The following is a 24,147-nucleotide window of genomic DNA, read 5'->3' as shown; positions in this document are numbered from 1 at the left end:
CAGTCATAGGAGCCGATGTGATCTTGTACCAGAGATACGGCCAACCCGGCTTCCAACTGGCCACTCAGCCTTGTGGTTGCTTCCCCTGCGCGATGGCGTCGTGGATCTCCTTGTCGGACATGCCGGTGATGATCCGTTCGACTTCGGCGACGTTGGTGTTCTTCGGATCGATATCGTCGGCAACCACCTTGCCGCGGCGCATGACGACGATGCGGTCGACCACCTGGAAGACGTGGTGGATGTTGTGGGCGATGAAGATGCAGGAATGGCCCGAATCGCGGGCGCTGCGCACGAAGCTCAGCACACCTTGCGTCTCGGCGACGCCGAGATTGTTGGTCGGCTCGTCGAGGATGATGAGGTCGCTGTCGAAATGCATGGCGCGCGCGATCGCCACCGCCTGCCGCTCGCCGCCTGAGAGTGAGCCGATTGGTGTGGTCGGCGGGATGTCCTTCGAGATGCCGACCTGCTTGAGCAGATCGCGGGCAACCACGTTCATCGCCTCCTGGTCCATACGGTTGAGGAAACGCGGCGGCTTGATCGGCTCGCGCCCGAGGAACAGGTTGCGCGCGATCGACAATTGCGTGACCAGTGCGGAGTCCTGGTAGATCGTCTCGATGCCGTGGGCGATGGCGTCGCTGGTGCTGCGCAAGTCCACCTTCTTGCCGCGGATGAAGATGTCGCCGCTGGTCAGCGGGACCGCACCCGACAAGACTTTGATCAGCGTCGACTTGCCGGCGCCATTGTCGCCGAGCAGACCGACGATCTCCTTTTCGTTAACATGGAAATTGGCGTCCACCAGCGCTTGCACGCGCCCGTAGGACTTGCGGATGTTTTCCATGCGGACAAGCGGCTCAGCCATGGTTCAAGTCCCCGCCTGATGCCGGCGTTCCAGCCATGAGTGGAGCGCCATCATGCCGAGGATGATCGCGCCGATGAAGATGTTGTAGGCAAGCCCAGGCACGCCGATCAGCACGATGCCGTTGCGCATCACGCGCAGGATCAGGATGCCGAGCACAGTACCGATGATGGTGCCGCGTCCGCCGGTCAGCGCGGTGCCGCCGATCACCACCATGGCGATGACTTCGAGCTCGTAGCCGGTGCCGCTGTTCGGGTTGGCGGCCGAAGTGCGCAGCGAGCTGATGACGCCGGCAAGCGAGGCCATGATCGACGACAGGATGAACAGGCCGATCTTGACGCCGCTGACATTGACGCCGCGCGCCCTTGCCGCATTGGGGTTGCCGCCGGCCGCCTGGATCCAGTTGCCGGTGCGGCTCTGCGTCAGCACGTAGCCAAGTGCGATCGCGGCTGCGATGAACCAGAACAGCGACATGTAGATACGAAACGGCCCGATGAAGAAATCACCGACCAGCGCCTCGGCGAGCCAGCTGCCTTCGGCGCTCCAGGTCCGCTGCGGGAATCCGCTGGTGACGAACAGAGCGGTGCCGCGCACCACCAGCAGCATGCCGAGCGTCACCAGGAAGGACGGTATCTTGAGTTGCGTCACGAACCAGCCATTGACCAGCCCGATGAAGGCGGCAACCAGCAAGGCCAACACAAAGCCGGCCTCCAGCGAGGTGAGGCCGCTGTTGAAGAGCGTCCACATCAAGACGGGCGAGAAGCCGAACAGCGATCCGACGGAGAGGTCGAATTCGCCTGAAGTCATCAACAGCGTCATCGCCAGCGCGATCAGGCCGAGCTCGACCGTGAAGGCGAGTATGTTGCTGATGTTCTGCGGTGACAGGAAGTCGTGGTTGAACCCCCAGAACACGACAAGCTCGACGACGAGCAGCACGAAGGGCCCGAATTCCGGCCTGGCAATCGAGCGTTGGACGATGGAACTGTTTTCCACGTTGGACCCGCGACATGGTTGGAACTGGCCAAGTCCGGCGCCGCATGAGGCGGTTCGAGGCTCAGCGGGATGATGGGGATGATCGCTGCGGCAAGCGCGCCCGCGACCATCCCGATCGCGGTTTTATTTGCCGGACAGGATGTCGTCGTAGACCTGCGCGGTGTCCTTTTCGTAGAGCGCGCCGGTGATCACGTCGAAGCCGGGCGGAATGCCGCTGGCGGCCATGTTGGCGATCGAAAGCGCCACATAGCTGGTCGCCTGCGGATCCTGCCACTGCGCGGCATTGACGTAGCCGGTCAGCACCTCCTGGGTGGTGTCGAGCGAGTTGCCCCAGCCGACGACCGGGATTTCGCCCGGTTTGATGCCGGCCTGGTCGAACACCCGCTTGATCGAGCCGGTCACCAGGTCGCCAAGACCGATGATCGCCTTGACCTTGGCCCTGTTGGCGGTGAGATAGTCGACCATGCGGTTGATTGCTTCGGCCTGGTCGAGCGTGGCTTCGGTGATTTCATAGGTGATGCCGAGCGGCTCGAAGACGCTCTTGATGCCCTCTTCTTCCTGGACGCCATAGGTGGCGCCGGGGATTTCAACCGGCATCCAGACAAAATCGCCCTTCTTCACCATGCCCTTGTCGACCAGATACTGAGCCCAGTTCTTGCCGAAGGTGACGTTGTCGCCGCCGACATAGGCGTTGAAGTCCGCCTTCGGATCGGGCGTGTTGAAGTTGATGATCGGGATGTTTGCCGCTCGTGCCTCCTTGACGAGCTCGACAAGGCTTCCCGGGTCGGGGCTGGTGGTGGTGATGCCGTCGGCCTTTGCCGCGATGGCGGCGCGAACAGCCTCCTGCTGGGACGACACGTCGCCATTGTGGAACGAGGTGTTGACGGTGTTGCCGGTGTCCGTCGCCCATTGCTTGGCGCCGGCGAGGAAGTAGGTCCAGACCGGGTCGGCCGGGCCGCCATGCGAAATCCAGTAGAAGGTCTTGGCCTGTGCCGCCGCCGGAATCGCCAGCGCCACGATCAAGCCGAATACAAATAGTCGTAGCCTCGTCAGCATTTGATTTCCTCCCATTTTGAAAACGTCCTCCAGCTCCGGCGACGATCACGGCAAGCCTGACCGTATTCTTGCCAGCGGCGATCTGGATGCATCAGAGCATCCGCTTTTTCGATCAATGGCAAGCCTCCATTTGCCAGTGGTAGTTGGCGCACGACAATGCGCCATCAGCCATCCCATCAGATCGCATCAGTTTGGCTGATATCTTTTGCGGCAAGCGGCCTCGGCGCCGAAGACGAGGCGCAGGCGGGACGGAAGCTAAATGAGGTCGGCCCTGGCAAGGTCGCGCATCAGATGGCTGGCGCCGTAGGTCCAGTGGGGACAGTCGGGAGACAGCCGTACCCGGTTGATCAGGGCGCCGAATTTCTCCGATGAGATGGTGACGATGTCGCCGACCTTGTGCGTGAAGCCCTTGCCCTTTTCGCCGCGGTCCTTCGACGGCACGAACATGGTGCCGAGATAGAGCGCCAGCCCGTCGGGGTACTGGTGATGCGGGCCCATGGCGGCGGCGACCAGTTCTTCGGGCGAGCGGCTGATCTCGGCCATCGAACTGGCGCCCTCCAGCGAGAAACCATCCTCGCCCTCGACCTTCAGCCGCACGGTGGCCTGCTTCACGTCACCAATGGAAAAGGTATCGTCGAACAGCCGGATGAACGGGCCGAGCGCGGCCGAAGCGTTGTTGTCCTTGGCCTTGCCGAGCAACAGCGCCGAGCGCCCTTCGACGTCGCGCAGATTGACGTCGTTGCCGAGCGTGGCGCCGACGATCTTGCCGCTGCCGGCGGCGATCATGGCGATCTCCGGCTCGGGATTGTTCCAGGTGGAGACCGGATGCAGGCCGACATCGGCGCCGAAGCCGACCGACGCCATCGGCTGGCATTTGGTGAAGATTTCGGCGTCGGGGCCGATGCCCACTTCCAGATATTGCGACCAAGCGCCGCGCTGGATCAGCTTGGTCTTGATCTCCATCGCCTCCGGCGAGCCTGGCTTGAGCTTCGACAGATCGTGGCCGATCAGCCCGGCAATGTCGGCGCGAATGGCGTCGGCTTTTTCCGCGGAGCCGCGCGCCTGCTCCTCGATGACCCGTTCGAGCAGGCTGACGACGAAGGTGACGCCCGATGCCTTGACCGCCTGCAGGTCGACCGGAGAGAGCAGGTACGGTTTTTGCGGATCGCGCGCGGCCTGGAAACTGTTGGCGGCGATTGCATCGAGCGATCCGATCGGTTCGCCCGCGGCGGTGTGGACGTAGCCTGCTGGGTCCGGCATCTCGCAGACGTCGCGCACGGTTGGTGCCATGCTGGAGGTGATGTCGAAGACCGTGCCGCCGCGTACCGTGACCACCAGCGGATGCGATGCTTCGCTCGTCCGGGCGCGGCCAATGAAGAGGCCCTCGTCGGGCAGGAGGGTGGCGTTCGTCATGGCTTGCGGTCCTCTGCTGTCTTGTTCTGCGTCGTCGCTGCGGACCGATGGTTCATCAAAAGCCTGGCCGCGGCGGCGGCACTTTCAACAAATTCCCGACAAAGGTCTATCCCGTTCCTCGCGGTCGAGCCCCTGCGCTGCATTTCGCAGTGGCGGACGCCTTCCTCTTCAATCCCCCTGATGCCGAGATCAAAGGCGCTTTCAAAATCATGAAATCGTCACTAGGATTTTCATTTGACGAAGTACATTCAGGTGACTCTTGCCCCTACCGTTTTCCGATCCGATCTGGCGGAAGCCGCCGGCGGCCCCTGCGTTCCGGTCGCTTTTTCCCGGCCGCCAGCGTGCCGATGTCGTCATTGTGGGTGGCGGGATTCTCGGTCTGTCGACAGCCTTGCATGCAGCCCGGTTCGGCCTTGCCGTGCAGGTGCTGGAAGCCGGCGAAATCGGCCAAGGCGCATCGGGCCTGAATGGCGGTCAGGTCATCCCCGGCCTGAAATATGATCCGGAATGGCTGCTGGAGCATTTTGGCTCCGAACGCGGCGAGATCCTCGTCAATTTTGCCGCCTCGACGGCGGACGCCGTCTTCGAATTGATCCGCGACGAGAAACTGGCGGTTCCGTTCGTCCGCAATGGCTGGATCCAGGCAGCGCACACCGAGACGGCGCTGAAGGCGGCGGCGAACAGGGACCGGCAGTGGCGGAACCGTGGCGCCGATGTCCGGCTTCTGAGCCAGACCGAGATCGCCGCGTTGACTGGCGCGCAGGGCTATCTCGGTGGCTGGCTCGACCGCCGCGCCGGCGTGATTGATCCGCTTGCCTATACGTCGGAACTGGCACGGATCGCCTCGGCCGCGGGCGTGAAGATCGCCGAACACCAGAAGGTGATACGCCTCGACAACAACGCCGGCATTTGGCGCATCTCGACGGAGGGCGGCGCCGAATTGCAGGCCAAAGCGGTCATTCTGGCGACGAACGCCTATACCGGCGACCTGCTCCCTGGTCTCGCCGAAACGATCGTTCCGCTGCACTCCTTCCAGATCGCGACAGCACCGCTGCCGTCCGATCTGGCGGCCGGGATTCTTCCGGAACGGCAAGCAGTATCGGACTCACGTCGCATCCTCGTTTATTACCGCAAGAGTGCCGACGGGCGGCTGGTGCTCGGCGGGCGCGGCCGAATGGCGCTGCCGACCAGCGAAAGTGATTGGGCGCATCTCGAGCGCGCGCTGCTCCGGCTCTATCCGGCGCTATCCGGAGTCGCCATCGAAAAGCGCTGGTTTGGCCGGGTGGCGATGACGTCGGATCACCTCCCGCATATCCACGAGCCCGAGCAGGGCCTGATGGCAGTGGTCGGCTGCCAGGGCCGTGGCGTCGGCCTGATGACCGCGCTTGGCGAGCGCATTGCTGGCTATCTGGCGAGCGGCGACGCCAGGCAATTGCCGTTCCCGGTCTCGCAGATCCGGCCGATCCCATTCCACGTCTTTCGGCAGGTCGGCGTCGCCGCGACGATCGCCTGGTATCGTATGCTGGATGCATTCGAGCGCTGATTTTATGCCGATGCAGGAATCAGCTTGACAGTTTCATGATTCTGAAAAACTCTTGAGTGATTTCAAATTTCGATGGGCAACCCCGATGTCGACCATCGTTGCAAGGCAGCCGCTGCCGGAGTCCCGATCCTCGACGGGTTTCCGGTTGGCCATGCTGCTGCCGGGCGGGCTGGTCACCTTCTTCCTGATCCTGTTTGCCCTCGGCCTCGTAGTTTTCCTCGCCCTTCGCGGCAATGACGGTTCGCTGCTGGGCGCCGGTTTCACATTTGCGAATTTCATCACCGTGGCATCCGACCCGCTCTACTGGACGGTAACGCTGCGCTCGCTGGCCATTGCCGGCCTGGTGACGCTGGCGACGGTCGTCACCGCCTATCCCGTCGCCTACTACCTGGCCTTCCATGCCGGACGGCGGCGCGGGCTGCTGCTGTTTCTGGTGACGCTGCCGTTCTGGACCAGCTATCTCTTGCGCGTTTTCGCCTGGAAGATCGTGCTTGCCTACAATGGCGTGCTGAACTCGGCGCTCATCGAAAGCGGCATCTGGTCCGAACCGACACTGGCGTTTCTCAACACGCCGGCCGCCGTCGTCGTCACGCTGGCTCACGCCTATGCGCCGTTCGCCATCCTGCCTATCTATGTGGCGCTGGACACGATCCCGAAATCGCTGCTCGAAGCTGCTTCCGATCTCGGCGCCAGACCGTTCACCAGCTTTCGCCGCGTCGTGCTGCCGAATTCGATGCCGGGGGTGCTGGCGGCGGCTCTCGTCGTCTTCGTGCCGACGGTCGGCGATTATGTCACCCCGGCGCTGGTCGGCGGCCCTGCCAGCACCATGATCGGCTCGCTGATCCAGGCCCAGTTCGGCAAGGCAAATGACTGGCCGTTCGGCGCAGCACTCGCCGTTGCCGTCATGCTGGTCATCCTTGCCGTGGTGCTGGTCGTGCGTTCCGCCGACCGCAGGTTTGGCAGCCGCACATGAGCGCCGCGCGCATAGACGCAACGCAAGGTGGCCGCTGGCTCGGCGCCTACGTGCTTGTCTATCTGGTATTCCTCTATTTGCCGATCTCGCTGATCCCGCTGTTTTCCTTCAACGATTCGATCCAGGCGGCGTTTCCGCTGCAAGGCTTCACGTTTGAATGGTACACGACGCTGTCCGGCAATTCGGCGCTGTCCGGCGCGCTTGCCAACAGCCTCGTCATCGGTGCAATTGCCGCCACCGGTGCCACGCTCTGCGGCATCACCGTGTCCTACATGGATCTTTTTGGCCGTTCGCCGCTTGCCTTCACGATCAGCGCTATCGCGCGGCTGCCGATACTGATCCCCGGCGTCATCGTCGGCATCTCGCTGCTGATCCTGGTCAACCTCATTGGCTTCGGTCCGTCACGCACCGCCATCGTGCTCGGCCACATATTGGTGGCGCTGCCGACGACGGTGGTGATCATGAAAAGCCGCTTCGCCGCTATACCCAAGACCATCCACGAGGCGGCACTCGATCTCGGCGCCTCCGACTGGACGACATTCAGGCGGGTCATGCTGCCGCTCAGCCTGCCCGCCATTGTATCAGCGTTCATGCTGGCCTTCCTGATCTCCTTCGACGAGTTCATCGTCGCCTTCTTCCTCGCCGGCACCGAACCGACCTTGCCGCTTTATATCTGGAGCCAACTGCGTTTCCCGAAATCGCTGCCGACCGTCATGGCACTGGGCACGGCCATCCTGGCCGTGTCCTTCGTCATCGCGGCAATTGCCGAAATCCTGCGCCATCGCGGGCTCGCCGCCGCTCAGCGGCCAGTGCCCGCCAACCTGCCCAAACCAGAAGAAACCGAAAGAGGAGAACTGCAATGGCATTCGACCTGAAATCGATAAATCGCAAGACAGTCCAAGCCGGATTGGCAGCCTTCGCGCTGGCGCTTTCGTCGACCGTCGCGCTTGCGGCCGACAAGCTGCAATATTTCACCTGGTCGGGCTACGAACTTCCCGACTTTAACAAGAGCTTCCTCGCCGCACACCCCGATGGCGTCGAGGCCTCGATGTTCGGCGACGACGATGACGCCTTCACCAAGGTCAAGGCCGGTTTCCGTCCTGACGTCGCGCATCCCTGCTACGACAAGGTGGCGCGCTGGAACAGGGAAGGCCTGCTGCAGCCAATCGACACCAAGCGCATCAAGAACTGGGATTCGATCTTTCCGGTTTTCAAGAACCTGCCCGACCTGCAGGCCGGCGACGGCAAAGTCTGGATGGTGCCGTGGGACTGGGGCAACACCTCGATCCTTTACCGCACCGATCTGGTGAAGAACCCGGAGCCGAGCTGGAACCTTTTGTGGGACAAGCAATATGCCGGGCGCATGGCGACGATCGATGCCGTCCACGACACGCCGGTGGTGGCGGCGCTTCTCGCCGGTGTCAATCCGTTCGACATGACGCCGGAACAGATGGAAAAGGTGGCTGAAAAACTGCGCGAGCAGCGCCCGCTGCTCTCCAACTACACCACCGACATGACCTCGGTCGAACAGGCGCTGGCGAGTGGCCAGTTGGTCGCCGCCATGACCTGGAACGCGTCGGCCACCTCGCTGAAGAAGCAGGGCGTGCCGGTCGAGTTCATGAAGCCTAGGGAAGGCATGCTGACCTGGTCGTGCGGCTTCGTCATGCTCAAGGACGCCAAGAATGTCGACCTCGCCTATGATTTCATCAACAGCCGGCTGGAGACGGATTCGGGAAAATACCTGATTCAGACCTATGGTTACGGCAGCTCAAACAGCTCGGCCTTCGCCGCGGTGCCGAAGGAGGAACTGGAAAAGCTGCAACTGCCGTCCGATCCGGAAGTGATGCTGAAGACTACCGTCTTCACCGGGCCGATGAAACAGAATGACGAACTCGCCAAGATGTTCGAGAAGGTCAAGGCAGGCGGCTGAGTTCGCTCTTCCTTCTCCCCTTGTGGGATAAGGTGGATCGGCGCGTAGCGTCGAGACGGTAGAGGGGTGCTGGACAGAATGCGGGGTTTGCCAAGCTGGAACACCCCTCATCCGTCCGAGCGGAGCCTGCCCTCGGGCTTGCCGGAGGTAAGACCCGTGGGCTCGGCCACCTTCTCCCACAGGGGGAGAAGGGAAAGTGCTGGCGAACGAGGAAGTATGCATGGATATACTGGACCAAGCGGCTGAAAAGCCGAAAGACGACGCCGATGTGCGGGTCGGCCGGCGCGTGCGGGCGCTCAGGCTGGAACGCAGTCTTTCGCTGGCCGAGCTTGCCGCCAAGGCCGGCGTTTCGATCGGTGCGCTCAGCCAGATCGAGCGCGGCTTGTCCTCGCTTCGCGTCAAGGTGATCTGGCCGCTCGCCGCCGCTCTCGACATCGAGCCGTCGGCGCTGATTGCTGACGGCAACGATGCCGTCAGCGATCTCTATTGCGTGCGCGCCAACAGTCGGCGCCAGATCCCGGTGAAGTCGGAAGGCATCGCCAAGGCGCTGCTGTCGCCGCCGGCCGCGACGCTCAACGGCATGCTGGTGACGGTGGAAGCCGGCGGCGGCACCGTCGAAGCCTACGCCCATCCCGGCCACGAATTCGGTTTCGTCCTGTCGGGCGAGGTCGAACTCGTGATCGATTCAACCACCTACGGGCTGAAGACCGGCGACAGCTTCGCCTTCAAGAGCACCTTGCTGCATGCCTTCCGCAATCCGGGCGCCGAGCGCTGCCAGATCCTCTGGGTCAACACGACCAAGCCGTCCGAGGTTCGCGATGGCGCCTGATCCTGTCGTCCGGCTGGAGGCGGTGTCGAAGATTTTCCCCGGCGGCATTGTCGGACTCGACGCCGTCGATCTCAACATTGCCCGCGGCGAGTTCCTGACCTTGCTCGGCCCATCTGGCTGCGGCAAGACCACTAGCCTGCGGGTGATCGCAGGATTCGAAAGCCCGTCGAGCGGACGGGTGCTGCTCGACAGCCGTGACATTACTTCGCTGCGGCCGTTCGACCGTCCCGTCAACACCGTGTTCCAGGACTATGCGCTGTTTCCGCACATGGACGTCGCCGAAAACGTCGGCTTCGGCCTGTCGCTGCGCAAGCTTTCCGGGGCAGAACAGGCAAAGCGCGTCGGCGAAGCGCTCGACATGGTTGGCCTTGCCGAGAAGCTCGGCGCCCGCGTGTCCGAATTGTCTGGCGGCCAGCGTCAGCGCGTCGCGCTTGCCCGTGCGATTGTCTGCGAACCACGTGTGCTGCTGCTCGACGAGCCGCTGTCGGCGCTCGATGCGCATCTGCGCGAACAGATGCAGGTCGAATTGAAGCGGCTGCAGTCGCGGCTCGGCACCACTTTCGTCATGGTCACCCACGACCAGACCGAGGCGCTGTCGATCTCCGACCGTATCGTCGTCATGAACAAGGGCCGCATCGAGCAGATTGCGCCGCCGGCCACGCTCTACGACCGGCCCGCCACCAAATTCGTCGCCAGTTTCATCGGCACGATGAACCTGCTGCAGTCGCGCTTTGTCGGCCGTGACGGCGATCGGTTGCGTTTCGCCGCCGGCGCCCTGCCGCTCGAAGCCACGTCGGAAGCCGGCGAAGTGCCGGGAGAAGGCGCGGTGCGAACCATCGGAGTGCGTCCGGAGGATCTTTTGGCGGCGACCGAAGCAGCGACCGGCACCGCGCCGGTGCGGGTGAGCAGCATCGTCTTTCACGGCCGCACCTTGCGCCTGCACGCCGAATTGGGGCAGGGGATACCAGTGGTGATCGATGCGCCACGCCGGGCGGAAGGTTTTCAATTCAGCGTCGGCGACGTGGCGCATATCAGCCTGCGCCGCGGCGCTAACTGCCCTATGCTGCCCATCTGACCCTATCCTTCCAGAAAACCGGAGCACCACCCATGAGCAATCACTTGAACTTCTTCATCGACGGCAAATGGGTCGCGCCGGTGGTGCCGGCGACGCTGGATGTGATCGATCCGTCCACCGAAGAGGCCTACACCAAAATCTCCGTCGGCTCGAAGGCCGATGTGGATCGCGCCGTGGCGGCGGCGAAGGGGGCCTTTCCGGCCTTTTCGCAAACCAGCAAGGCCGAGCGCCTGAAGCTGCTGAAGCGCATCCTCGAAGTCTACAACGAGCGCTACGAGGACATCGCCCAGGCTGTCAGCCAGGAGATGGGCGCGCCGATCACCTGGGCGCGCCAGGCGCAGGCCTGGGCGGGCAGGGCACATATGGAAGCCACTATTCATGCGCTGGAGGATTACGAATTCAGCGAGAAGCGCGGCACCACCATGGTGGTCAAGGAGCCGATCGGCGTTTGCGCGCTGATCACGCCATGGAACTGGCCGCTCAACCAGATCGTCTGCAAGGTGGCGCCGGCGATCGCCGCCGGCTGCACGGTCGTGCTGAAGCCTTCCGAGATCGCGCCGATCAGCGGCATCGTCTTTTCGGAAGTGATGGAAGCGGCCGGCACGCCGAAGGGGGTCTACAACATGGTCAACGGCACCGGTCCGGATGTCGGACAGGTCATGGCCGGACATCCCGATGTCGACATGGTTTCCTTCACCGGCTCGACCCGGGCCGGCATCATCGTCGCCAAGACGGCTGCCGAGACGGTCAAGCGCGTAGCGCAGGAACTCGGCGGCAAATCGCCCAACATCGTGCTTGCCGATGCCGACTTCGAGAAGGCCGTGCGCAAGGGCGTCAACGCGTGTTTCGGCAACAGCGGCCAGTCCTGCGATGCGCCGACGCGCATGCTGGTGCCGGCCGCCCGCCACGATGAGGCGCTGGCGATCGCCAAGAAGGCGGCCGAGGCGCACAAGGTCGGCGATCCGCGCTCGGAAGAGACCAAGCTCGGGCCGGTGGTCAGCAACATCCAGTTCGACAAGATCCAGCGGCTGATCGAGGCCGGCATCGCCGAGGGTGCAACGCTGGTCGCCGGCGGTCCCGGCCGGCCGGAGCATCTTAATCGCGGTTATTACGTGCGGCCGACCGTCTTCGGCCACGTCACGCCGGGCATGACCATCGAGCGGGAGGAAATTTTTGGGCCGGTGCTTTCGGTCATCTCCTATGATGACGACGATGACGCGGTGAAGATCGCCAACGACACTGTCTATGGCCTCGCCGCCTACGTGCAATCAGGGGATATCGACCACGCGCGAAAAGTCGCCGGCCGGCTGCGCGCCGGGCAGGTCTCGATCAACTATCCGGGGTGGGACACCTTCGCGCCGTCGGCGGCTACAAGCAATCCGGCAACGGCCGCGAATATGCCGATTGGGCGATCCACGATTTCCTCGAGATCAAGGGCATCATCGGCTACGGCGCGTAGGGCTTAACCCGAACAGCGCCGCGCATCCAAGAAGGTCGCTGTAGCGGGTCATCTGAGCTATTCGGCGGCTTCGCGGACAGGGATCAGGCGCCGCTCGACCTGCTGGAGATGCAGGCGCATCGCTGCCGCCGCGCCGCCGAGGTCACGCTCGGCGATCGCCTCGACGATCCGTTCATGGTCGGCGAAGCTGTGATGGTCTGCCGGAGGGCGGGCGCCTTCTGAACGCAGACGTCCCCAGACCACGGTGCGGCGCACGGCGTTCAGCACGTCGAACAGGCCGAGCAGCACATTGTTGCGGCTCGCCTGCGCAATCTGCCGGTGGAGCAGATTGTCGACATTCTCATATTGCCGCCACGTGACGGCCTCCCGCGTCTGCACCAGCGATTGCCGCATCGCGGCGATATCCGAAAGCGTGGCGTGCAGCGCCGCTTCGCGCGCAATTTCGGGCTCAAGGATGAGGCGCGCGCGCATCACGTCGGCCGGATTGGTGCGCCCGGCGATTTCCGAAATGCCGATCGTCTCCTCGACCGGCCCGCTGCCGACGAAGGTGCCCCTGCCGACGTGACGCCAGATGCGGCCGTCCTTCTCGAGAACCGCCAGCGCCTTGCGCAGATCGCCGCGCGATACGCCGAGGCTCTCCGACAGTTCCCGCTCGGCAGGCAGCCGCGTCTCACCGGCATGATCCATCTGGGCAAGATAGGCCTGCAGCTGAACCAGGGCGGCGTGGCCGCCATTACCGGGATCGTCCATCAATTTAACCAATCCGCATATGATTTTCCTCTGCCGGTGTTAAAACGATTAGTGGAAACCGTCAACTGCCGAGTTTTCTGGGCACGCCCGTTCGATACGGTGCAGTTTCTCCTTGACCAATCCATCCCGTAGTCTTAACCAATCAAAGAATGGTTACAAAAAACGGGAGGAATGACAATGGCCGGCGTGTCCAGACGTACCATCCTTGCCACCGCTTTCGCCGCGGTCCTGGCATGTGCAGCGCCCTTGTTGGCCGCAAATGCGGGCGACATGCGCATCGCATTCGGCGACCTTCCCGGGATCGAATCCATTCAGACGCTCGCCGCGATAGAGCGGGCCAAGGAGCGCGGCGTGAATGTCGAGCTCATTGTTCTCAATGACGAGGATCTGGCTGCCCAGGCCATTGTCGGCGGCCAGGCCGATGTCGGCATTGGCGCGCCCTATACCTTGATCCAGAAGGTCGGCGTGCCGATCCGCATTTTCGCACAGATATCGACGCTGCGCTTCTTTCCCGTCGTCAACAGCGAATTCTACAAGGAATGGAAGGATCTCGACGGGCAGGAGGTCGCCGTCCAGGCGCGCGGCTCAGGCACCGAAGCGGTCATGCTGCTGATGGCGAAAAACCACGGCATCAAGCTCGGCAACATCAGCTATGTCCCGGGTTCCGAGGTTCGCCGCAATGCGCTGCTCCAGGGGACCATCAAGGCGTCGATCGTCGATGCCGCCAACAGGCGCGCGCTCGAGGCCGAAGCCCCCGGCAAGTTCATCGTTCTGCCGGTCGAGGATCTCGGCGCCTCGGACGAAGCGCTTTTCGCGACCGCGGACTATCTGAAGAACAGCGCCGCCGACGTCGACATCCTGGTCGAGGAACTGATGAAGACCGCGCGCGAGATCACCGCGAACCCGGCGGTCGCGGTCGAGCTTCGCAACAAATACAATCTGCTGCCGGATCTCGGCGCTGAAGCCGACAGCGAGATCACCGAATACTACAAGGAAACCGCGGAAGCCGGCAGCCTTGCGCTGAATGGCGGCGGAGCCGATGCGGCCAAGGACGACTTTGCCTTCTTCAGCCTTGCCGGCCAGATCGAAGGCGATCCCGCCAGCCTCAAGGTCGAGGACTTCTGGGATGTCTCCGCAATCGACCGCGCCGTCGCCAAGCTCGGCAAGAAATAGGCGCCCAAGCGGATGGCCGTAAGCATCAGAACCGACGGCGAGGCTGCCGGCCTCGCTCCTCTTTCCAATCGCAGCGCAACGGGCGCATCGTGGGACCAGCCGGTCCTGCTCAGGCTGGTGTCGATCGCCCTGTTCGCGGGAATCTGGGAGGTGGCCGGGCGTATTCCCGTCAGCTTCGCTTTCCCGACCTTTTCCGACACGGTCGTCGCGTTCTTCGGACTGCTCGCCGACGGCAGCCTGGCGACCGCCTACCTTTCGACGCTGCAGCCGCTGGTGCTTGGCGTTGTCCTGTCGGCGTTCCTGGGTGTCGGCCTCGGCACGATCTGTGGCCTGTGGCGCACCGGCGAATGGCTGGTGATCCCTGTGTTCATCGTGCTTCAGGCAGCACCGGTCGCCGCCTTCATTCCGATGGTCACCTTTGTCTATGGAATAGGCATGACCGCCAAGACGCTCGCCGTCATGATCCTGGCGCTGCCGGTCATCGTGCTCAACACCTACAAGGCCGTGCGCAACGTCAACGAGTCGCTGCTGGTCATGTGCCGATCCTTCCTCGGCACCCGCTGGCAGACCGTCGCCAAGATCATCCTTCCGGACGCCAGCCCGGTGATTTTTGCCGGCTTGCGCCTTGGAGTCGCTGCCGGCTTCGTCGGCGTGGTGCTCGCCGAACTGCTGATTACCCCGACCGGCATCGGCGACCTCATCACCTTTCACCGCTCGCGCGCAGACTACGCCGAGATGTACGCAACAATCGCCTCGATCATTGCGCTTTCCACCCTGACGCTCGTCTTTCTGCAGTGGGTGGAAGTCCGCGTTTTCAGGCCCGAGAGCAGAGGTGCTTAAGATGGGCGCGACCGCATTGCGAAATGGACCGTCGCCGGTTCCCGCACCGATCGATTCAGTCGTGGAAGTGAGAGGGATTTCCAAGACCTACGGCAATGTCGAGGCGCTGCGCGGCATCGACCTCGACTTTCCCAGGGGCAAGCTGACCAGCCTTCTCGGACCCAGCGGCTGCGGAAAGACGACGCTGCTGAAGATCATAGCGGGGCTGATACGAGCCGATGGCGGCACCGTCGCGATCAACGGCAAGCACGTCACCGCACCCGGCCCCGAACGCGCCTTCGTGTTCCAGGATTTTGCGCTGATGCCGTGGGCGACCGTGATGCGCAACGTCGCCTTCGGACTTGAATTGCGCGGCACCAACAAGGCCGAGCGCGAAGCGATCGCCCGACGCTACATCGCCGAGGTGGGGCTCGCCGGATTCGAGGACAAATATCCGCATCAGCTGTCGGGCGGCATGCGCCAGCGCGTCGGCCTGGCGCGCGCATTGTCGGTCGATGCCGACGTCCTGCTGCTCGATGAACCGTTTTCGGCGGTCGACGAGCAGAACCGGCGGAAATTCCAAGAAGACCTGATCCGGCTGCGCACCAACCAGAACAAGACCTTCATCTTCGTGACGCACTCGATCGAGGAAGCGGTCTACATCTCCGACCGCATCGTCTTGCTGTCGCCGAGACCCGGCCGGGTTTCGCAGATCATCGAACCGGAAATCGATCGCTCCGGCGACCCCGAGCGCATCCATCGCGACAGGCACTATCTCGATACTGTCGAGGAGATCTGGCAGGGGCTGAAGCAGTATGTGGAGTGAGCGGCCGTGACCTTGTTTGGCTACCGTGTGCCAATGATGGCGTCCCTGCTGGTCTGGTGCGTCGTATGGGAAATCGTCGGCCGGCTCGACCTTGTCTTTCTGCTGCCGCCGTTTAGCGACGTGCTGGTTGCAGCGGTCAGCCTGGTGCAGACGCCGTCCTGGCAGAGCGCGACAGTCACGACCCTTCGCGCCTTCGCGACGGGCATGGCCCTGTCGATTGTTGTCGGCGTGCCATTGGGTGTCCTGATGGGACGCGTCAAGATCGCCGACGACCTGCTCGGCATGTGGGTCAACATCTTTTCAAGCGCACCGCTCTCGGCGATCGTCCCGGTGCTGATGATCCTGTTCGGCTTCGGCGAGAAGACGATCGTTGCGGCGGTGTTCCTGTTTGCGATCTGGATCATCGTTCTCGACACCCGCGCCGGGGTCCGTCATATCTCGCCGTCGCTGATCGAGATGGCGCGTTCTTACGGCGCCTCGCGCCCGGCGCTCTATAGCAAGATCATCCTGTGGGCGGCCCTTCCGGAAATCCTTGCCGGCATTCGCCTCGGCCTCATCCGCGGCGTCAAGGGCGTCGTCATCGGCCAGTTGCTCGTCGCCATAGTCGGCTACGGTGCGCTGTTCGAAACCTTCTCGCGAAATTTCCGCATGGCCGAATTCTGGGCCTTGACCATCATCCTTTTTGCCTTCGCCCTGCTGATCGCCGAACTGATCGAACGGGCCGAAGCCAAAGTCGAATACTACGCAGGAGCAAGACAGTGAACATGCACGGCACGACTTCAAGCTACGTCATCGAACCGACCGCAATCCCGAGCATCCCGGTGGCGGGAACCGACAAGTTGTTTCCGGTGCACCGGGTCTATTGCGTCGGGCGGAACTATGCCGCGCATGCCGTCGAGATGGGACACGACCCCGACAAGGAGCCGCCATTCTTCTTCCAGAAGAACCCCGACAACCTCGATACGACAGGAGAATTTCCGTACCCTCCGGCCTCTAACGATGTTCATCACGAGATCGAAATGGTCGTGGCGCTGAAGAGCGGCGGTACCGACATCCCGGTCGAAAAGGCTCTGGACTGCGTGTTCGGTTATGGCGTAGGTCTCGATATGACGCGGCGCGACCTGCAAGGGAAGGCGAAGGACATGGGCCGTCCATGGGAGGTCGGCAAGGCCTTCGAGGCATCGGCGCCATGCACGCCATTGGTTCCGGCAAGCTCGACCGGCCATCCCAGCCAGGGCGCGATCTGGCTGGACGTCAATGGTCAGCGAAAGCAGACCGGCGACCTCAACCAGATGATTTGGAAGGTTCCGGAAATGATCAGCTATCTCTCAGGGCTCTTCACGCTGATGCCGGGGGACATCATTCTTTCCGGCACGCCGGCGGGCGTCGGCGCGGTCGTGCGCGGTGATGTTCTTCGCGGTCATATCGATGGCGTCGGCGACCTAGAGGTTCGCGTTGTCTGAAGCGGCCTCGATCATTGAGCGGCTTGCCGCCGGGGCCGACGATGCGCCGGCGATTTCGGCACCCGACAGGATCACGCTCGCGCATGGCGGACTGCGCCGCCTGATCTCCGAGACGGCAGCGCAATTGCATGCACTGGGCCTCGGCCGTGGCGACCGGGTGGCCATCGTGCTGCCGAACGGGCCGGAGATGGCGACGGCCTTTGTCGCAGTGGCGGCGGCGGCGTCGACGGCGCCGCTCAATCCGGCCTACCGGGCCGACGAGCTCGATTTCTATCTGACCGACATCGGCGCCAAGGCGATCCTCGTCGCCGAAGACGAAAGCGGCCCGGCGGTGACCGTGGCCGAGCGCCTCGGCATAGCGGTGCTCAGGCTCACGGCACTGCGTGACGCACCAGCCGGCAGTTTTGAGATCAAGGGCAAACCGGTTGGTCCGTCTGTTTCGCCCGACCTGGCTGAAGACGGCGACATCGCGCTGTTGCTGCACACGTCCGGCACCACGTCACGGCCCAAGCTGGTGCCGCTCAGCCACGCCAATCTCGCCGCCTCGGCCGCCCATATCGGCGCGACGCTCGGCCTGACGGCCGGTGATCGCTGCCTCAACATCATGCCGCTGTTCCACATTCATGGGCTGATCGCGGCGGTGCTGTCCTCGCTCGCCGCCGGCGGCAGCGTCTTCTGCACGCCGGGTTTCAACGCCCTGCGCTTCTTCCATTGGCTGGGCGAGGCGCGGCCGAGCTGGTACACGGCCGTGCCGACCATGCATCAGGCGATACTGCCGCGCGCAACGCGCAATGCCGAGGCATTGGCGGTGGCGCCCTTACGCTTCATCCGCTCGTCCTCGGCATCGCTGCCGCCGCAAGTGATGGCCGAGCTTGAGGCGACCTTCGGCTGCCCGGTGATCGAATCCTACGGCATGACCGAGGCCGCGCACCAGATGGCTTCGAACCGGCTGCCGCCTGGCTTGCGCAAGCCGGGCAGCGTCGGCGCCGCCGCCGGACCGGAGGTGGCGGTGATGGCGCCGGACGGGCGATTGCTGCAGCCCGGTGACACCGGCGAGATCGTCATTCGCGGGCCTAATGTCACCGCGGGCTACGAGAACAATCCGGACGCCAATGCCACGGCTTTTGCGCATGGCTGGTTTCATACCGGCGACCAGGGCGTGCTCGATGAAGACTTCTATCTGCGCGTCACCGGCCGGCTCAAGGAGATCATCAACCGCGGCGGCGAGAAGATCTCGCCGCTCGAGGTCGACGACGTGCTGATGGACCATCCGGCGGTGGCGCAGGTCGTCACCTTCGCCACGCCGCACGACAAGCTCGGCGAGGAGGTCGCGGCTGCGATCGTGCTGCGCGAGGGCATGGCCGCCACAGAAGGCGACATCCGCAGCTTTGCCGCGACACGGCTTGCCGACTTCAAGGTGCCGCGCATTGTCCTGATCCTGGACGAAATCCCGAAGGGCGCGACCGGAAAGCTGCAGCGCATCGGCCTCGCGACCAAACTCGGTCTTGCCAAACCTGGGCTGGGATAATGCGGATCAGCATTTTTGGCGCTGGCGCGATCGGCGGCTATCTCGCGGCCAAGCTTGCCATGGCCGGCCGCGTCGATCTGTCGATCGTGGCGCGCGGCGCGCATCTCGACGCGATCAGGACGGCCGGTCTTCGCCTGATCGAAGACGGTCATGAAGCCGTCGCCTCGGTCAGGGCCGCCGCGCAGGCGCAGGAGCTAGGCGTCCAGGACTATGTCGTGCTGGCGCTCAAGGCCCATTCGGTCGCACCAGCGCTCGACCAGATCGCGCCGCTGCTGGGCGAGGGAACGGCCGTCGTCACCATGCAGAATGGCGTGCCGTGGTGGTATTTCCACAGGATCGGCGGGCCGCTCGAAGGCACGCGGTTGCAAGCGGTGGATCCCGGCGGGGTGATCTGGGACCGGCTTGGGCCGGATCGCGTCATCGGCTCGGTCGTCTATCCCGCGGCCGAGGTGGATGCGCCCGGCCTGGTTCGCCATATCGAGGGAAAGCGGTTCTCGCTCGGCGAGCCCTCGGGCGAGAAGAGCGAGCGTGTCACGCGGCTTGCCGAGGAGATGGTTGCGGCGGGGCTGCAGACGCCGGTTCGCGACGACATCCGCAGCGAGATCTGGGTGAAGCTGTGGGGCAATCTCTCCTTCAACCCGATTTCCGCGCTGACCGGCAGCACGCTTGCGGCAATCGCTGCCGACGAGGCCACCCGCGCGCTTGCCCGCACCATGATGCTGGAGGCGCAGGCGATCGGCGAAAGCCTCGGCGTTCGTTTCCCGATCTCGGTCGACCGCCGCATCAAGGGTGCCGGCGACGTTGGCGAGCACAAGACCTCGATGCTGCAGGATCTGGAGCGTGGCCGGCCGATGGAGATCGACGCGCTGGTGACGGCGGTCCAGGAACTCGGCCGGCTGACCGGCCAGCCGACGCCGACCATCGACAGCGTGCTGGCGCTGGTGCGCCGCCTCGCCATCGAGCGCGGCTGCTATCTGGTATGAGACATTTTTATCAGGCGCTCGCCTTGAGGAGGTGGGCGGAACGCCCTTGTGAAGAAAGAAGCTTCACAGCCTTTTTGTCAAAGGAAACGAAGACTTCCCCGCCTAGCCAGCTCCATCATAGGCAATCACACCATCAGCAAAATCACCGCCAGCATCAGGGACCGATAGGCCAGCTTCAACTGCGGGTCGATTGACCACGACATTTTCCGTGTTCAGCAGGGCACGGATCGCGGCGGAAATGTCTTCACAGGCAGTCTTGTATTGGCGCGCCAAGACCCAAGTGAATTCACAAAGGGACTGTAAGCTTACAGCCACGATTTCAGCACTTGCCAGCAACTCGACAGCGGCACTCGCCTGCTTGGCGTCGTCAGCCACATAGGCGCGGAGCGGAACATTCGTATCCAGCCTTGATCTTCATTCCTTGCCCGTCCCGGTGGCGGCACCAGCCTCGGCAATTGCCTCATTGATTTCCTCAATAGTGAGGGCTTGGCCATTCGTCTTCCCTTTCAGGAAGCCATGAAGGTCCCGAAACGATCCCATCGGCCGCGATGCCTTTAGGTCTGCGCGGCCATACGGCAGCAAATCCAGTTCGATTTTATCTCCTGGCTTGATGCCGAGGTGTTGAAGCACTTCTTTCCGAAAAGTGACCTGCCCCCGTGCCGTTACGGTCAGTGTCGTCATGGCAGAATCTTCTGATTGGCAGCAAACGTAATGCAAAAGCGCATTACATACGAGCACCGGCCTTACCCGGCCGACTCGATCTCCACTTGATGCTCCAGTTTGTTCCTGTTTTGTTTCACGCCTTCGTCGCATCAAAAGCGGCGACAATTGCAGGCCATTAGCCTGAACAGGAGGATCATATGACCACCGCGGAAATTGCCAAGGATTTCACAGATCTGCTCAAGCAAGGTCAGAACGATGTTGCGGCTGAAAAGTACAAGGCCGACGACATCGTCAGCTACGAAGCAATGGAAGGGCCGATGGCGGTCTGCAATGGCAAGGAGGCCGTGAAGCAGAAGGGCCAGTGGTGGGAGGAGAACAACGAATTCATGACGGCTCGGTCGAGGGCCCATATGTCAACGGCGACCAGTTCGCAGTGCGCTTCAAGTTTGACATAACGCCCAAGGCTACAGGCGAGCGTGTCAGCATGGATGAGGTTGGTCTGTACACGGTCAAGAACGGCAAAATTGCCGAAGAGCGCTTCTATTATTGAGGCTGAAACCGGATTTCCAGAACCCTGAGATGCTCGACCAAGGAGGGCAGGCCATATCGAACGGCTGAGCTGGCTCGCTGACCGAGACGGGGCTTCTGTTCAGTCGCTCGACAGCTCGGCGGCCGCGTTGGATTGGCAAGCGCCCGGAAGACACGGTCGATCGACTGCTGGCTGGTGGAGTGCAGGTTTGTTGCCACGGTCATGTCGTCTCCTCGCGTCACATGCCTGCGGGGCTGGCAATGCTTGAACGGTGGTTTAGGGTGCGGCTGATTCGATGAGCGACCAGCCCGAGGCCAAAATATTGACGATCACCATGTACGGCATCACCAATTGCGACACGATCAAAAAGGCGCGCATCTGGCTGGAAAGCCACGATGTCGCCTATCGTTTTCACGACTACAGGGTCGAGGGGCTGGAGGCGGATAGGCTCGACGGCTGGTCCAGCAAGGTCGGCTGGGAAACCCTGCTCAACAAGTCGAGCACGACGTTTCGCGAACTGTCGGACACGGACAGGCTGAGCCTCGACGAGAGGAAGGCCAAGGCGCTGATGCTGGCCAAACCGACGATGATCAAGCGGCCGGTCCTCGATCTCGGCGATCGTATCCTCGTCGGCTTCAAGCCTGATGTCTATCAGCAGGCGGTAGGTGGGTTGAAGTAGCCGGACGGACGCTTTTCACGCTCCAGTTCGCCAGGCGAATTGGGTAGCGGAAAAGACCTTGGCCTGCCTGGCCGAGAGCGCGTCCCACGCTGCGCGGCAGCTGGGGTCGGGCTCGATTGTCTCGGCAATGCTCGTCATCGCATCCGCAGCCTCAGCAAAACTTTCGAACCATCCGATGCCGACCGCCGCGCTGATCGCTGCGCCGAGCGAGGAGGCTTCGGCATTGTGACCCTTATGGATCGCGATCCCGGTCGCGTCCGCAATCATCTTTGTCCAAAGCCTGCTGTTGGCGCCGCCGCCGATCGCCACCATTTGCGCCGGCGAAAGACCATGGCTGCGCATCTCTTCGAGAGCCCGGGCGGTTTGCAGCGTCATTGCCTCGAGCCCTGCACGATAAAAATGACCGAGCGTGTGCGAGGGGTGCATGCCGATGAAGCTGGCGCGTGCGCTCGGATCCCAGTGCGGGTCCATGCAGCCGACCAGGGTGGTGCCGGCGAGAAGTCCGTCCGCGCCGATCGGCACGGCCGCCGCTTCCCTTTCGAGGCGGTCGAAGATCGCCGGATCGGAGCGCCCGCCGGCAAACATGTCGACGAACCAGTTGACGAAATAGACACCCGCCCGCTGCACGGCCTCGAGGAAATAGCCATCGCCGGTTGGCGAGGTCATGGTGCGCCAGAAGGCGCCGACCACCGGTTCTGGCGACCAGATTCCCGCGATGATCGCGGTTCCGAGATTGAGATAGACGACGCCGTCGCGCATGGCATTGACGCCGAGCCCGGCGCATTGCCCATCGCCGCCGGCGGCAATCACCGGGGTTCCTTCCGAAAGGCCGGTTGCGGCGGCGGCTGCGGCATGAACAGTCCCGACTCGCGTGCCGGACCGCACCGCATTGGGAAGTTGCGACGATTTGATGCCGAGATGATCGAGGATCGGCTGCGACCATGCCTTGCGCGAGATGTCGAAGAGACCGAACGGATCGGCGCTGGTCCAGCTCGCGCTTGGCGTTCCCGTCAGTCTCAGCGTCAGATAGCCATGCACGTCGAGGATTTTGTTCGCCTGGTCCAACCGTTCCGGCTCGTTCTCGCGCAGCCATTTCAGGCGATAGACGACCGGCGTCACGTCGATCGGCTTACCGGTGATCTGGTGCAGTCGCTCACGGCCGATCTCCGCCGCGAAACGGTCGACCAGCCCGGCGGCGCGTTCATCGAGCCACAGGCTGGCGGGTCCGATCGGCGCGCCGGCGCCGTCGATGAGGGCAACGGTCTCGCGCTGGTTGGAGATCGCGATCCCGGCGATGCGTGTCGCGTCGACCGCGTCGACAAGCTGTCGCAGCGCCGCTGTTGCGGCCTGCCACCAGTCGGTGACATCCTGCTCGACATAGTCCGGCCTCGGCTTCATCAGTTCGAGCGGCGCCCGGCCTTCCGCCACGGCTCGTCCGTCCCGGCTCCAGGCAATCGCCTTGCAGGATTGGGTGGAACTGTCGAGGCCGACGACAAGAGGTCCGTCGCTGCTGCCCATGATTGTCCTCCCGAGACGATGAGTTCCACCGGTGCTGGTTGGTCCAAGTGCCGGTTATTCCAAGAGACTGTTCGCGGTGGCCATGTCGGTGACAAAATGTGTCGCATATCCGCCGCCGAGCCCGGCCCTGATCGCCGCCATCTTGCGGGCGCCACCGGCGGCGCAGATGCGGACCGGCACCGCTTTCAATTCATCGAGCGTGATGCCGACGGTGCGTCCGTCGAGCGGTGTTGCGAAAGGGGCTCCTTGGGCGTCGATGAACCGCCCGATGATGACGCCGAGCGCGCCCTGCTCGATCATGCCGGCAAGTGCTGTGGCATCCGATATCCCGGCTCGGGCATAGGTGCTCTCCGGCCCGATATCGCCGATCCCGAAGATGACTTTGCCGGCGGCATGGATCATGCGGAACTGGTTGACGAGCATCGGCTCCTGCATGAGTTGGTCGTGCAGTTCGTCGGTGGAGACGATCGCCGGGGCAAGCAGGTTTATGCAGCGGGCGCCGAGCCGGTTGGCCATCAGCGAGGTGCAGAATTCCGGCGAGAAATCGCTGGTGCCGATCGAGCTTCCCGAGAGCTGGACGACGGTGAGGTTCCGATCATGCCGTAGTCGTGGGATCGAGCGGGCGGCAGCGAGCACCGTTTTTCCCCAGGCAACGCCGATCGTGTCGCCCGGATCGACCATCGACGCCAGCAGCCGTCCTGCCGCTTCGCCGATGCGGCGGTCGGCATCGTTTGGATCAAGGTCGGGGATAACCGCGGCGCCGCGAAGCCCGTATTTTTCCATGAGACGCCGCGAGGTCAAGGTGCGGGCAAAAGCGTCGTGATCGACCTGCACGGCGACAAGTCCGCTTTCGCGTGCCTCCTGCAGATAGTGCACCACGCTCGCCCTGGAGACGTTCATGACCTTGGCCACATCGCTCTGGTTGAGCTGGTCGACATAGTAGAGCCAGGCAGCCCACGCCACCGCGCTGTCGAATTCGGGCGGCAGTGCCGAGAGCCCAGATGGTCGGACCATGTCGATGTCGGCGTTGGCATTCATGTCCCTTTTTCCGCAGGTTTGCAGAACGAAGTCAAGCGTCGCGGGCGAATG

General features: G+C 63.2%; 22 protein-coding genes and 3 pseudogenes. 16 read left to right on the top strand and 9 right to left on the bottom strand.

What is annotated here, in order from left to right; genetic code table 11:
- Positions 1 to 64: 64 nt before the first annotated feature.
- The 4 genes from AC0L2M_RS02450 to AC0L2M_RS02435 all read right to left on the bottom strand — a co-directional run bounded on the left by AC0L2M_RS02450 (position 65) and on the right by AC0L2M_RS02435 (position 4,318).
- A complete protein-coding gene (locus AC0L2M_RS02450; RefSeq protein ID WP_287341477.1) occupies positions 65 to 859 on the bottom strand; it encodes an ATP-binding cassette domain-containing protein in 795 nt (264 codons plus the stop codon).
- Positions 860 to 862: 3 nt separating this feature from the next.
- Positions 863 to 1,849, bottom strand: coding sequence for an ABC transporter permease (locus tag AC0L2M_RS02445; RefSeq protein ID WP_473533928.1), 987 nt, complete (start codon positions 1,847 to 1,849; stop codon positions 863 to 865).
- A 123-nt stretch (positions 1,850 to 1,972) separates the two neighbouring features.
- Positions 1,973 to 2,905 (bottom strand): substrate-binding domain-containing protein, encoded by a 933-nt coding sequence (locus AC0L2M_RS02440; RefSeq protein ID WP_473533927.1) that lies wholly within the window; start codon positions 2,903 to 2,905, stop codon positions 1,973 to 1,975.
- A gap of 255 nt (positions 2,906 to 3,160) precedes the next feature.
- Positions 3,161 to 4,318, bottom strand: coding sequence for a fumarylacetoacetate hydrolase family protein (locus tag AC0L2M_RS02435; RefSeq protein WP_473533926.1), 1,158 nt, complete (start codon positions 4,316 to 4,318; stop codon positions 3,161 to 3,163).
- 259 nt (positions 4,319 to 4,577) lie between these two features.
- Between AC0L2M_RS02435 and AC0L2M_RS02430 the strand changes: the two genes are divergently transcribed.
- The 7 genes and pseudogenes from AC0L2M_RS02430 to AC0L2M_RS02400 all read left to right on the top strand — a co-directional run bounded on the left by AC0L2M_RS02430 (position 4,578) and on the right by AC0L2M_RS02400 (position 12,127).
- On the top strand, positions 4,578 to 5,861 hold the full coding sequence (locus AC0L2M_RS02430; RefSeq protein ID WP_473533925.1) for an NAD(P)/FAD-dependent oxidoreductase: 1,284 nt from the start codon (positions 4,578 to 4,580) through the stop codon (positions 5,859 to 5,861).
- A gap of 85 nt (positions 5,862 to 5,946) precedes the next feature.
- Positions 5,947 to 6,834: an ABC transporter permease gene (locus AC0L2M_RS02425; protein WP_128167739.1), complete on the top strand. Its 888-nt coding sequence runs from the start codon at positions 5,947 to 5,949 to the stop codon at positions 6,832 to 6,834.
- The gene (locus AC0L2M_RS02420; RefSeq protein WP_023799442.1) at positions 6,831 to 7,709 is read left to right on the top strand and encodes an ABC transporter permease; all 879 of its coding nucleotides are present in this window, start codon (positions 6,831 to 6,833) and stop codon (positions 7,707 to 7,709) included. The genes AC0L2M_RS02425 and AC0L2M_RS02420 overlap by 4 nt, the downstream gene beginning before the upstream one ends.
- Positions 7,694 to 8,764, top strand: coding sequence for an ABC transporter substrate-binding protein (locus AC0L2M_RS02415; protein ID WP_023799441.1), 1,071 nt, complete (start codon positions 7,694 to 7,696; stop codon positions 8,762 to 8,764). Before AC0L2M_RS02420 ends, AC0L2M_RS02415 begins: the two co-directional genes overlap by 16 nt.
- Positions 8,765 to 8,984: 220 nt before the next feature.
- Positions 8,985 to 9,593 (top strand): cupin domain-containing protein, encoded by a 609-nt coding sequence (locus AC0L2M_RS02410; protein ID WP_473533924.1) that lies wholly within the window; start codon positions 8,985 to 8,987, stop codon positions 9,591 to 9,593.
- The gene (locus AC0L2M_RS02405) at positions 9,583 to 10,668 is read left to right on the top strand and encodes an ABC transporter ATP-binding protein (protein WP_473533923.1); all 1,086 of its coding nucleotides are present in this window, start codon (positions 9,583 to 9,585) and stop codon (positions 10,666 to 10,668) included. The genes AC0L2M_RS02410 and AC0L2M_RS02405 overlap by 11 nt, the downstream gene beginning before the upstream one ends.
- Before the next feature lie 32 nt (positions 10,669 to 10,700).
- Positions 10,701 to 12,127: pseudogene (locus AC0L2M_RS02400) on the top strand (aldehyde dehydrogenase family protein).
- 57 nt (positions 12,128 to 12,184) lie between these two features.
- Here the strand turns inward: AC0L2M_RS02400 and AC0L2M_RS02395 are convergent.
- The gene (locus AC0L2M_RS02395) at positions 12,185 to 12,877 is read right to left on the bottom strand and encodes a FadR/GntR family transcriptional regulator (RefSeq protein WP_023799437.1); all 693 of its coding nucleotides are present in this window, start codon (positions 12,875 to 12,877) and stop codon (positions 12,185 to 12,187) included.
- Positions 12,878 to 13,054: 177 nt separating this feature from the next.
- Here AC0L2M_RS02395 and AC0L2M_RS02390 point away from each other — a divergent pair, with 177 nt between their 5' ends.
- The 7 genes from AC0L2M_RS02390 to AC0L2M_RS02360 are packed head-to-tail and all read left to right on the top strand — an operon-like array spanning position 13,055 to position 19,669.
- Positions 13,055 to 14,050, top strand: coding sequence for an ABC transporter substrate-binding protein (locus AC0L2M_RS02390; RefSeq protein WP_473533922.1), 996 nt, complete (start codon positions 13,055 to 13,057; stop codon positions 14,048 to 14,050).
- Positions 14,051 to 14,062: 12 nt separating this feature from the next.
- Positions 14,063 to 14,890: an ABC transporter permease gene (locus AC0L2M_RS02385; RefSeq protein ID WP_023799435.1), complete on the top strand. Its 828-nt coding sequence runs from the start codon at positions 14,063 to 14,065 to the stop codon at positions 14,888 to 14,890.
- A gap of 1 nt (position 14,891) precedes the next feature.
- Positions 14,892 to 15,695, top strand: a complete 804-nt coding sequence (locus tag AC0L2M_RS02380; protein ID WP_128171989.1) for an ABC transporter ATP-binding protein — start codon at positions 14,892 to 14,894, stop codon at positions 15,693 to 15,695.
- 6 nt (positions 15,696 to 15,701) lie between these two features.
- Positions 15,702 to 16,457, top strand: a complete 756-nt coding sequence (locus AC0L2M_RS02375) for an ABC transporter permease (RefSeq protein ID WP_473474900.1) — start codon at positions 15,702 to 15,704, stop codon at positions 16,455 to 16,457.
- 2 nt (positions 16,458 to 16,459) lie between these two features.
- Positions 16,460 to 17,158, top strand: a complete 699-nt coding sequence (locus AC0L2M_RS02370; RefSeq protein ID WP_031255013.1) for a fumarylacetoacetate hydrolase family protein — start codon at positions 16,460 to 16,462, stop codon at positions 17,156 to 17,158.
- Positions 17,151 to 18,686: an acyl--CoA ligase gene (locus tag AC0L2M_RS02365; RefSeq protein ID WP_128167732.1), complete on the top strand. Its 1,536-nt coding sequence runs from the start codon at positions 17,151 to 17,153 to the stop codon at positions 18,684 to 18,686. The genes AC0L2M_RS02370 and AC0L2M_RS02365 overlap by 8 nt, the downstream gene beginning before the upstream one ends.
- Positions 18,686 to 19,669 (top strand): 2-dehydropantoate 2-reductase, encoded by a 984-nt coding sequence (locus tag AC0L2M_RS02360; RefSeq protein WP_023799430.1) that lies wholly within the window; start codon positions 18,686 to 18,688, stop codon positions 19,667 to 19,669. The genes AC0L2M_RS02365 and AC0L2M_RS02360 overlap by 1 nt, the downstream gene beginning before the upstream one ends.
- Positions 19,670 to 19,679: 10 nt before the next feature.
- Here the strand turns inward: AC0L2M_RS02360 and AC0L2M_RS02355 are convergent.
- Positions 19,680 to 20,074 (bottom strand): annotated as a pseudogene (locus AC0L2M_RS02355) (type II toxin-antitoxin system VapC family toxin).
- Positions 20,075 to 20,083: 9 nt separating this feature from the next.
- Entirely contained in the window at positions 20,084 to 20,350 is a 267-nt protein-coding gene (locus AC0L2M_RS02350) for an AbrB/MazE/SpoVT family DNA-binding domain-containing protein (protein ID WP_128171992.1), read from the bottom strand.
- 179 nt (positions 20,351 to 20,529) lie between these two features.
- Here AC0L2M_RS02350 and AC0L2M_RS02345 point away from each other — a divergent pair.
- Positions 20,530 to 20,882, top strand: a pseudogene (locus tag AC0L2M_RS02345) (SnoaL-like domain-containing protein).
- Between the two features lie 301 nt (positions 20,883 to 21,183).
- Positions 21,184 to 21,540 carry an ArsC family reductase gene (locus AC0L2M_RS02340; protein ID WP_031255011.1) on the top strand — a complete coding sequence of 119 codons (357 nt, stop codon included), beginning with the start codon at positions 21,184 to 21,186 and terminating at the stop codon, positions 21,538 to 21,540.
- Positions 21,541 to 21,555: 15 nt separating this feature from the next.
- On the opposite strand, the gene AC0L2M_RS02335 is transcribed toward AC0L2M_RS02340, so the two are convergent.
- Together AC0L2M_RS02335 and AC0L2M_RS02330 are read right to left on the bottom strand one after the other, a co-directional pair.
- Complete coding sequence (locus AC0L2M_RS02335) at positions 21,556 to 23,058, bottom strand: xylulokinase (RefSeq protein WP_473533921.1); 1,503 nt, start codon at positions 23,056 to 23,058, stop codon at positions 21,556 to 21,558.
- Between the two features lie 54 nt (positions 23,059 to 23,112).
- Entirely contained in the window at positions 23,113 to 24,096 is a 984-nt protein-coding gene (locus AC0L2M_RS02330) for a sugar-binding transcriptional regulator (protein WP_473533920.1), read from the bottom strand.
- Positions 24,097 to 24,147: the final 51 nt, after the last annotated feature.

The sequence above is a fragment of the Mesorhizobium sp. WSM4806 genome, from assembly GCF_055811635.1.
This window is presented reverse-complemented; position numbering and strand designations above follow the sequence as displayed.

Coding starts and splice junctions, on each gene's coding strand:
- AC0L2M_RS02450 (WP_287341477.1), bottom strand. CDS start 859: ATGGCTGAGCCGCTTGTCCGCATGGAAAACATCCGCAAGTCCTACGGG.
- AC0L2M_RS02440 (WP_473533927.1), bottom strand. CDS start 2,905: ATGCTGACGAGGCTACGACTATTTGTATTCGGCTTGATCGTGGCGCTG.
- AC0L2M_RS02435 (WP_473533926.1), bottom strand. CDS start 4,318: ATGACGAACGCCACCCTCCTGCCCGACGAGGGCCTCTTCATTGGCCGC.
- AC0L2M_RS02425 (WP_128167739.1), top strand. CDS start 5,947: ATGTCGACCATCGTTGCAAGGCAGCCGCTGCCGGAGTCCCGATCCTCG.
- AC0L2M_RS02420 (WP_023799442.1), top strand. CDS start 6,831: ATGAGCGCCGCGCGCATAGACGCAACGCAAGGTGGCCGCTGGCTCGGC.
- AC0L2M_RS02415 (WP_023799441.1), top strand. CDS start 7,694: ATGGCATTCGACCTGAAATCGATAAATCGCAAGACAGTCCAAGCCGGA.
- AC0L2M_RS02410 (WP_473533924.1), top strand. CDS start 8,985: ATGGATATACTGGACCAAGCGGCTGAAAAGCCGAAAGACGACGCCGAT.
- AC0L2M_RS02405 (WP_473533923.1), top strand. CDS start 9,583: ATGGCGCCTGATCCTGTCGTCCGGCTGGAGGCGGTGTCGAAGATTTTC.
- AC0L2M_RS02395 (WP_023799437.1), bottom strand. CDS start 12,877: ATGGACGATCCCGGTAATGGCGGCCACGCCGCCCTGGTTCAGCTGCAG.
- AC0L2M_RS02390 (WP_473533922.1), top strand. CDS start 13,055: ATGGCCGGCGTGTCCAGACGTACCATCCTTGCCACCGCTTTCGCCGCG.
- AC0L2M_RS02385 (WP_023799435.1), top strand. CDS start 14,063: ATGGCCGTAAGCATCAGAACCGACGGCGAGGCTGCCGGCCTCGCTCCT.
- AC0L2M_RS02380 (WP_128171989.1), top strand. CDS start 14,892: ATGGGCGCGACCGCATTGCGAAATGGACCGTCGCCGGTTCCCGCACCG.
- AC0L2M_RS02370 (WP_031255013.1), top strand. CDS start 16,460: ATGCACGGCACGACTTCAAGCTACGTCATCGAACCGACCGCAATCCCG.
- AC0L2M_RS02360 (WP_023799430.1), top strand. CDS start 18,686: ATGCGGATCAGCATTTTTGGCGCTGGCGCGATCGGCGGCTATCTCGCG.
- AC0L2M_RS02350 (WP_128171992.1), bottom strand. CDS start 20,350: ATGACGACACTGACCGTAACGGCACGGGGGCAGGTCACTTTTCGGAAA.
- AC0L2M_RS02335 (WP_473533921.1), bottom strand. CDS start 23,058: ATGGGCAGCAGCGACGGACCTCTTGTCGTCGGCCTCGACAGTTCCACC.
- AC0L2M_RS02330 (WP_473533920.1), bottom strand. CDS start 24,096: ATGAATGCCAACGCCGACATCGACATGGTCCGACCATCTGGGCTCTCG.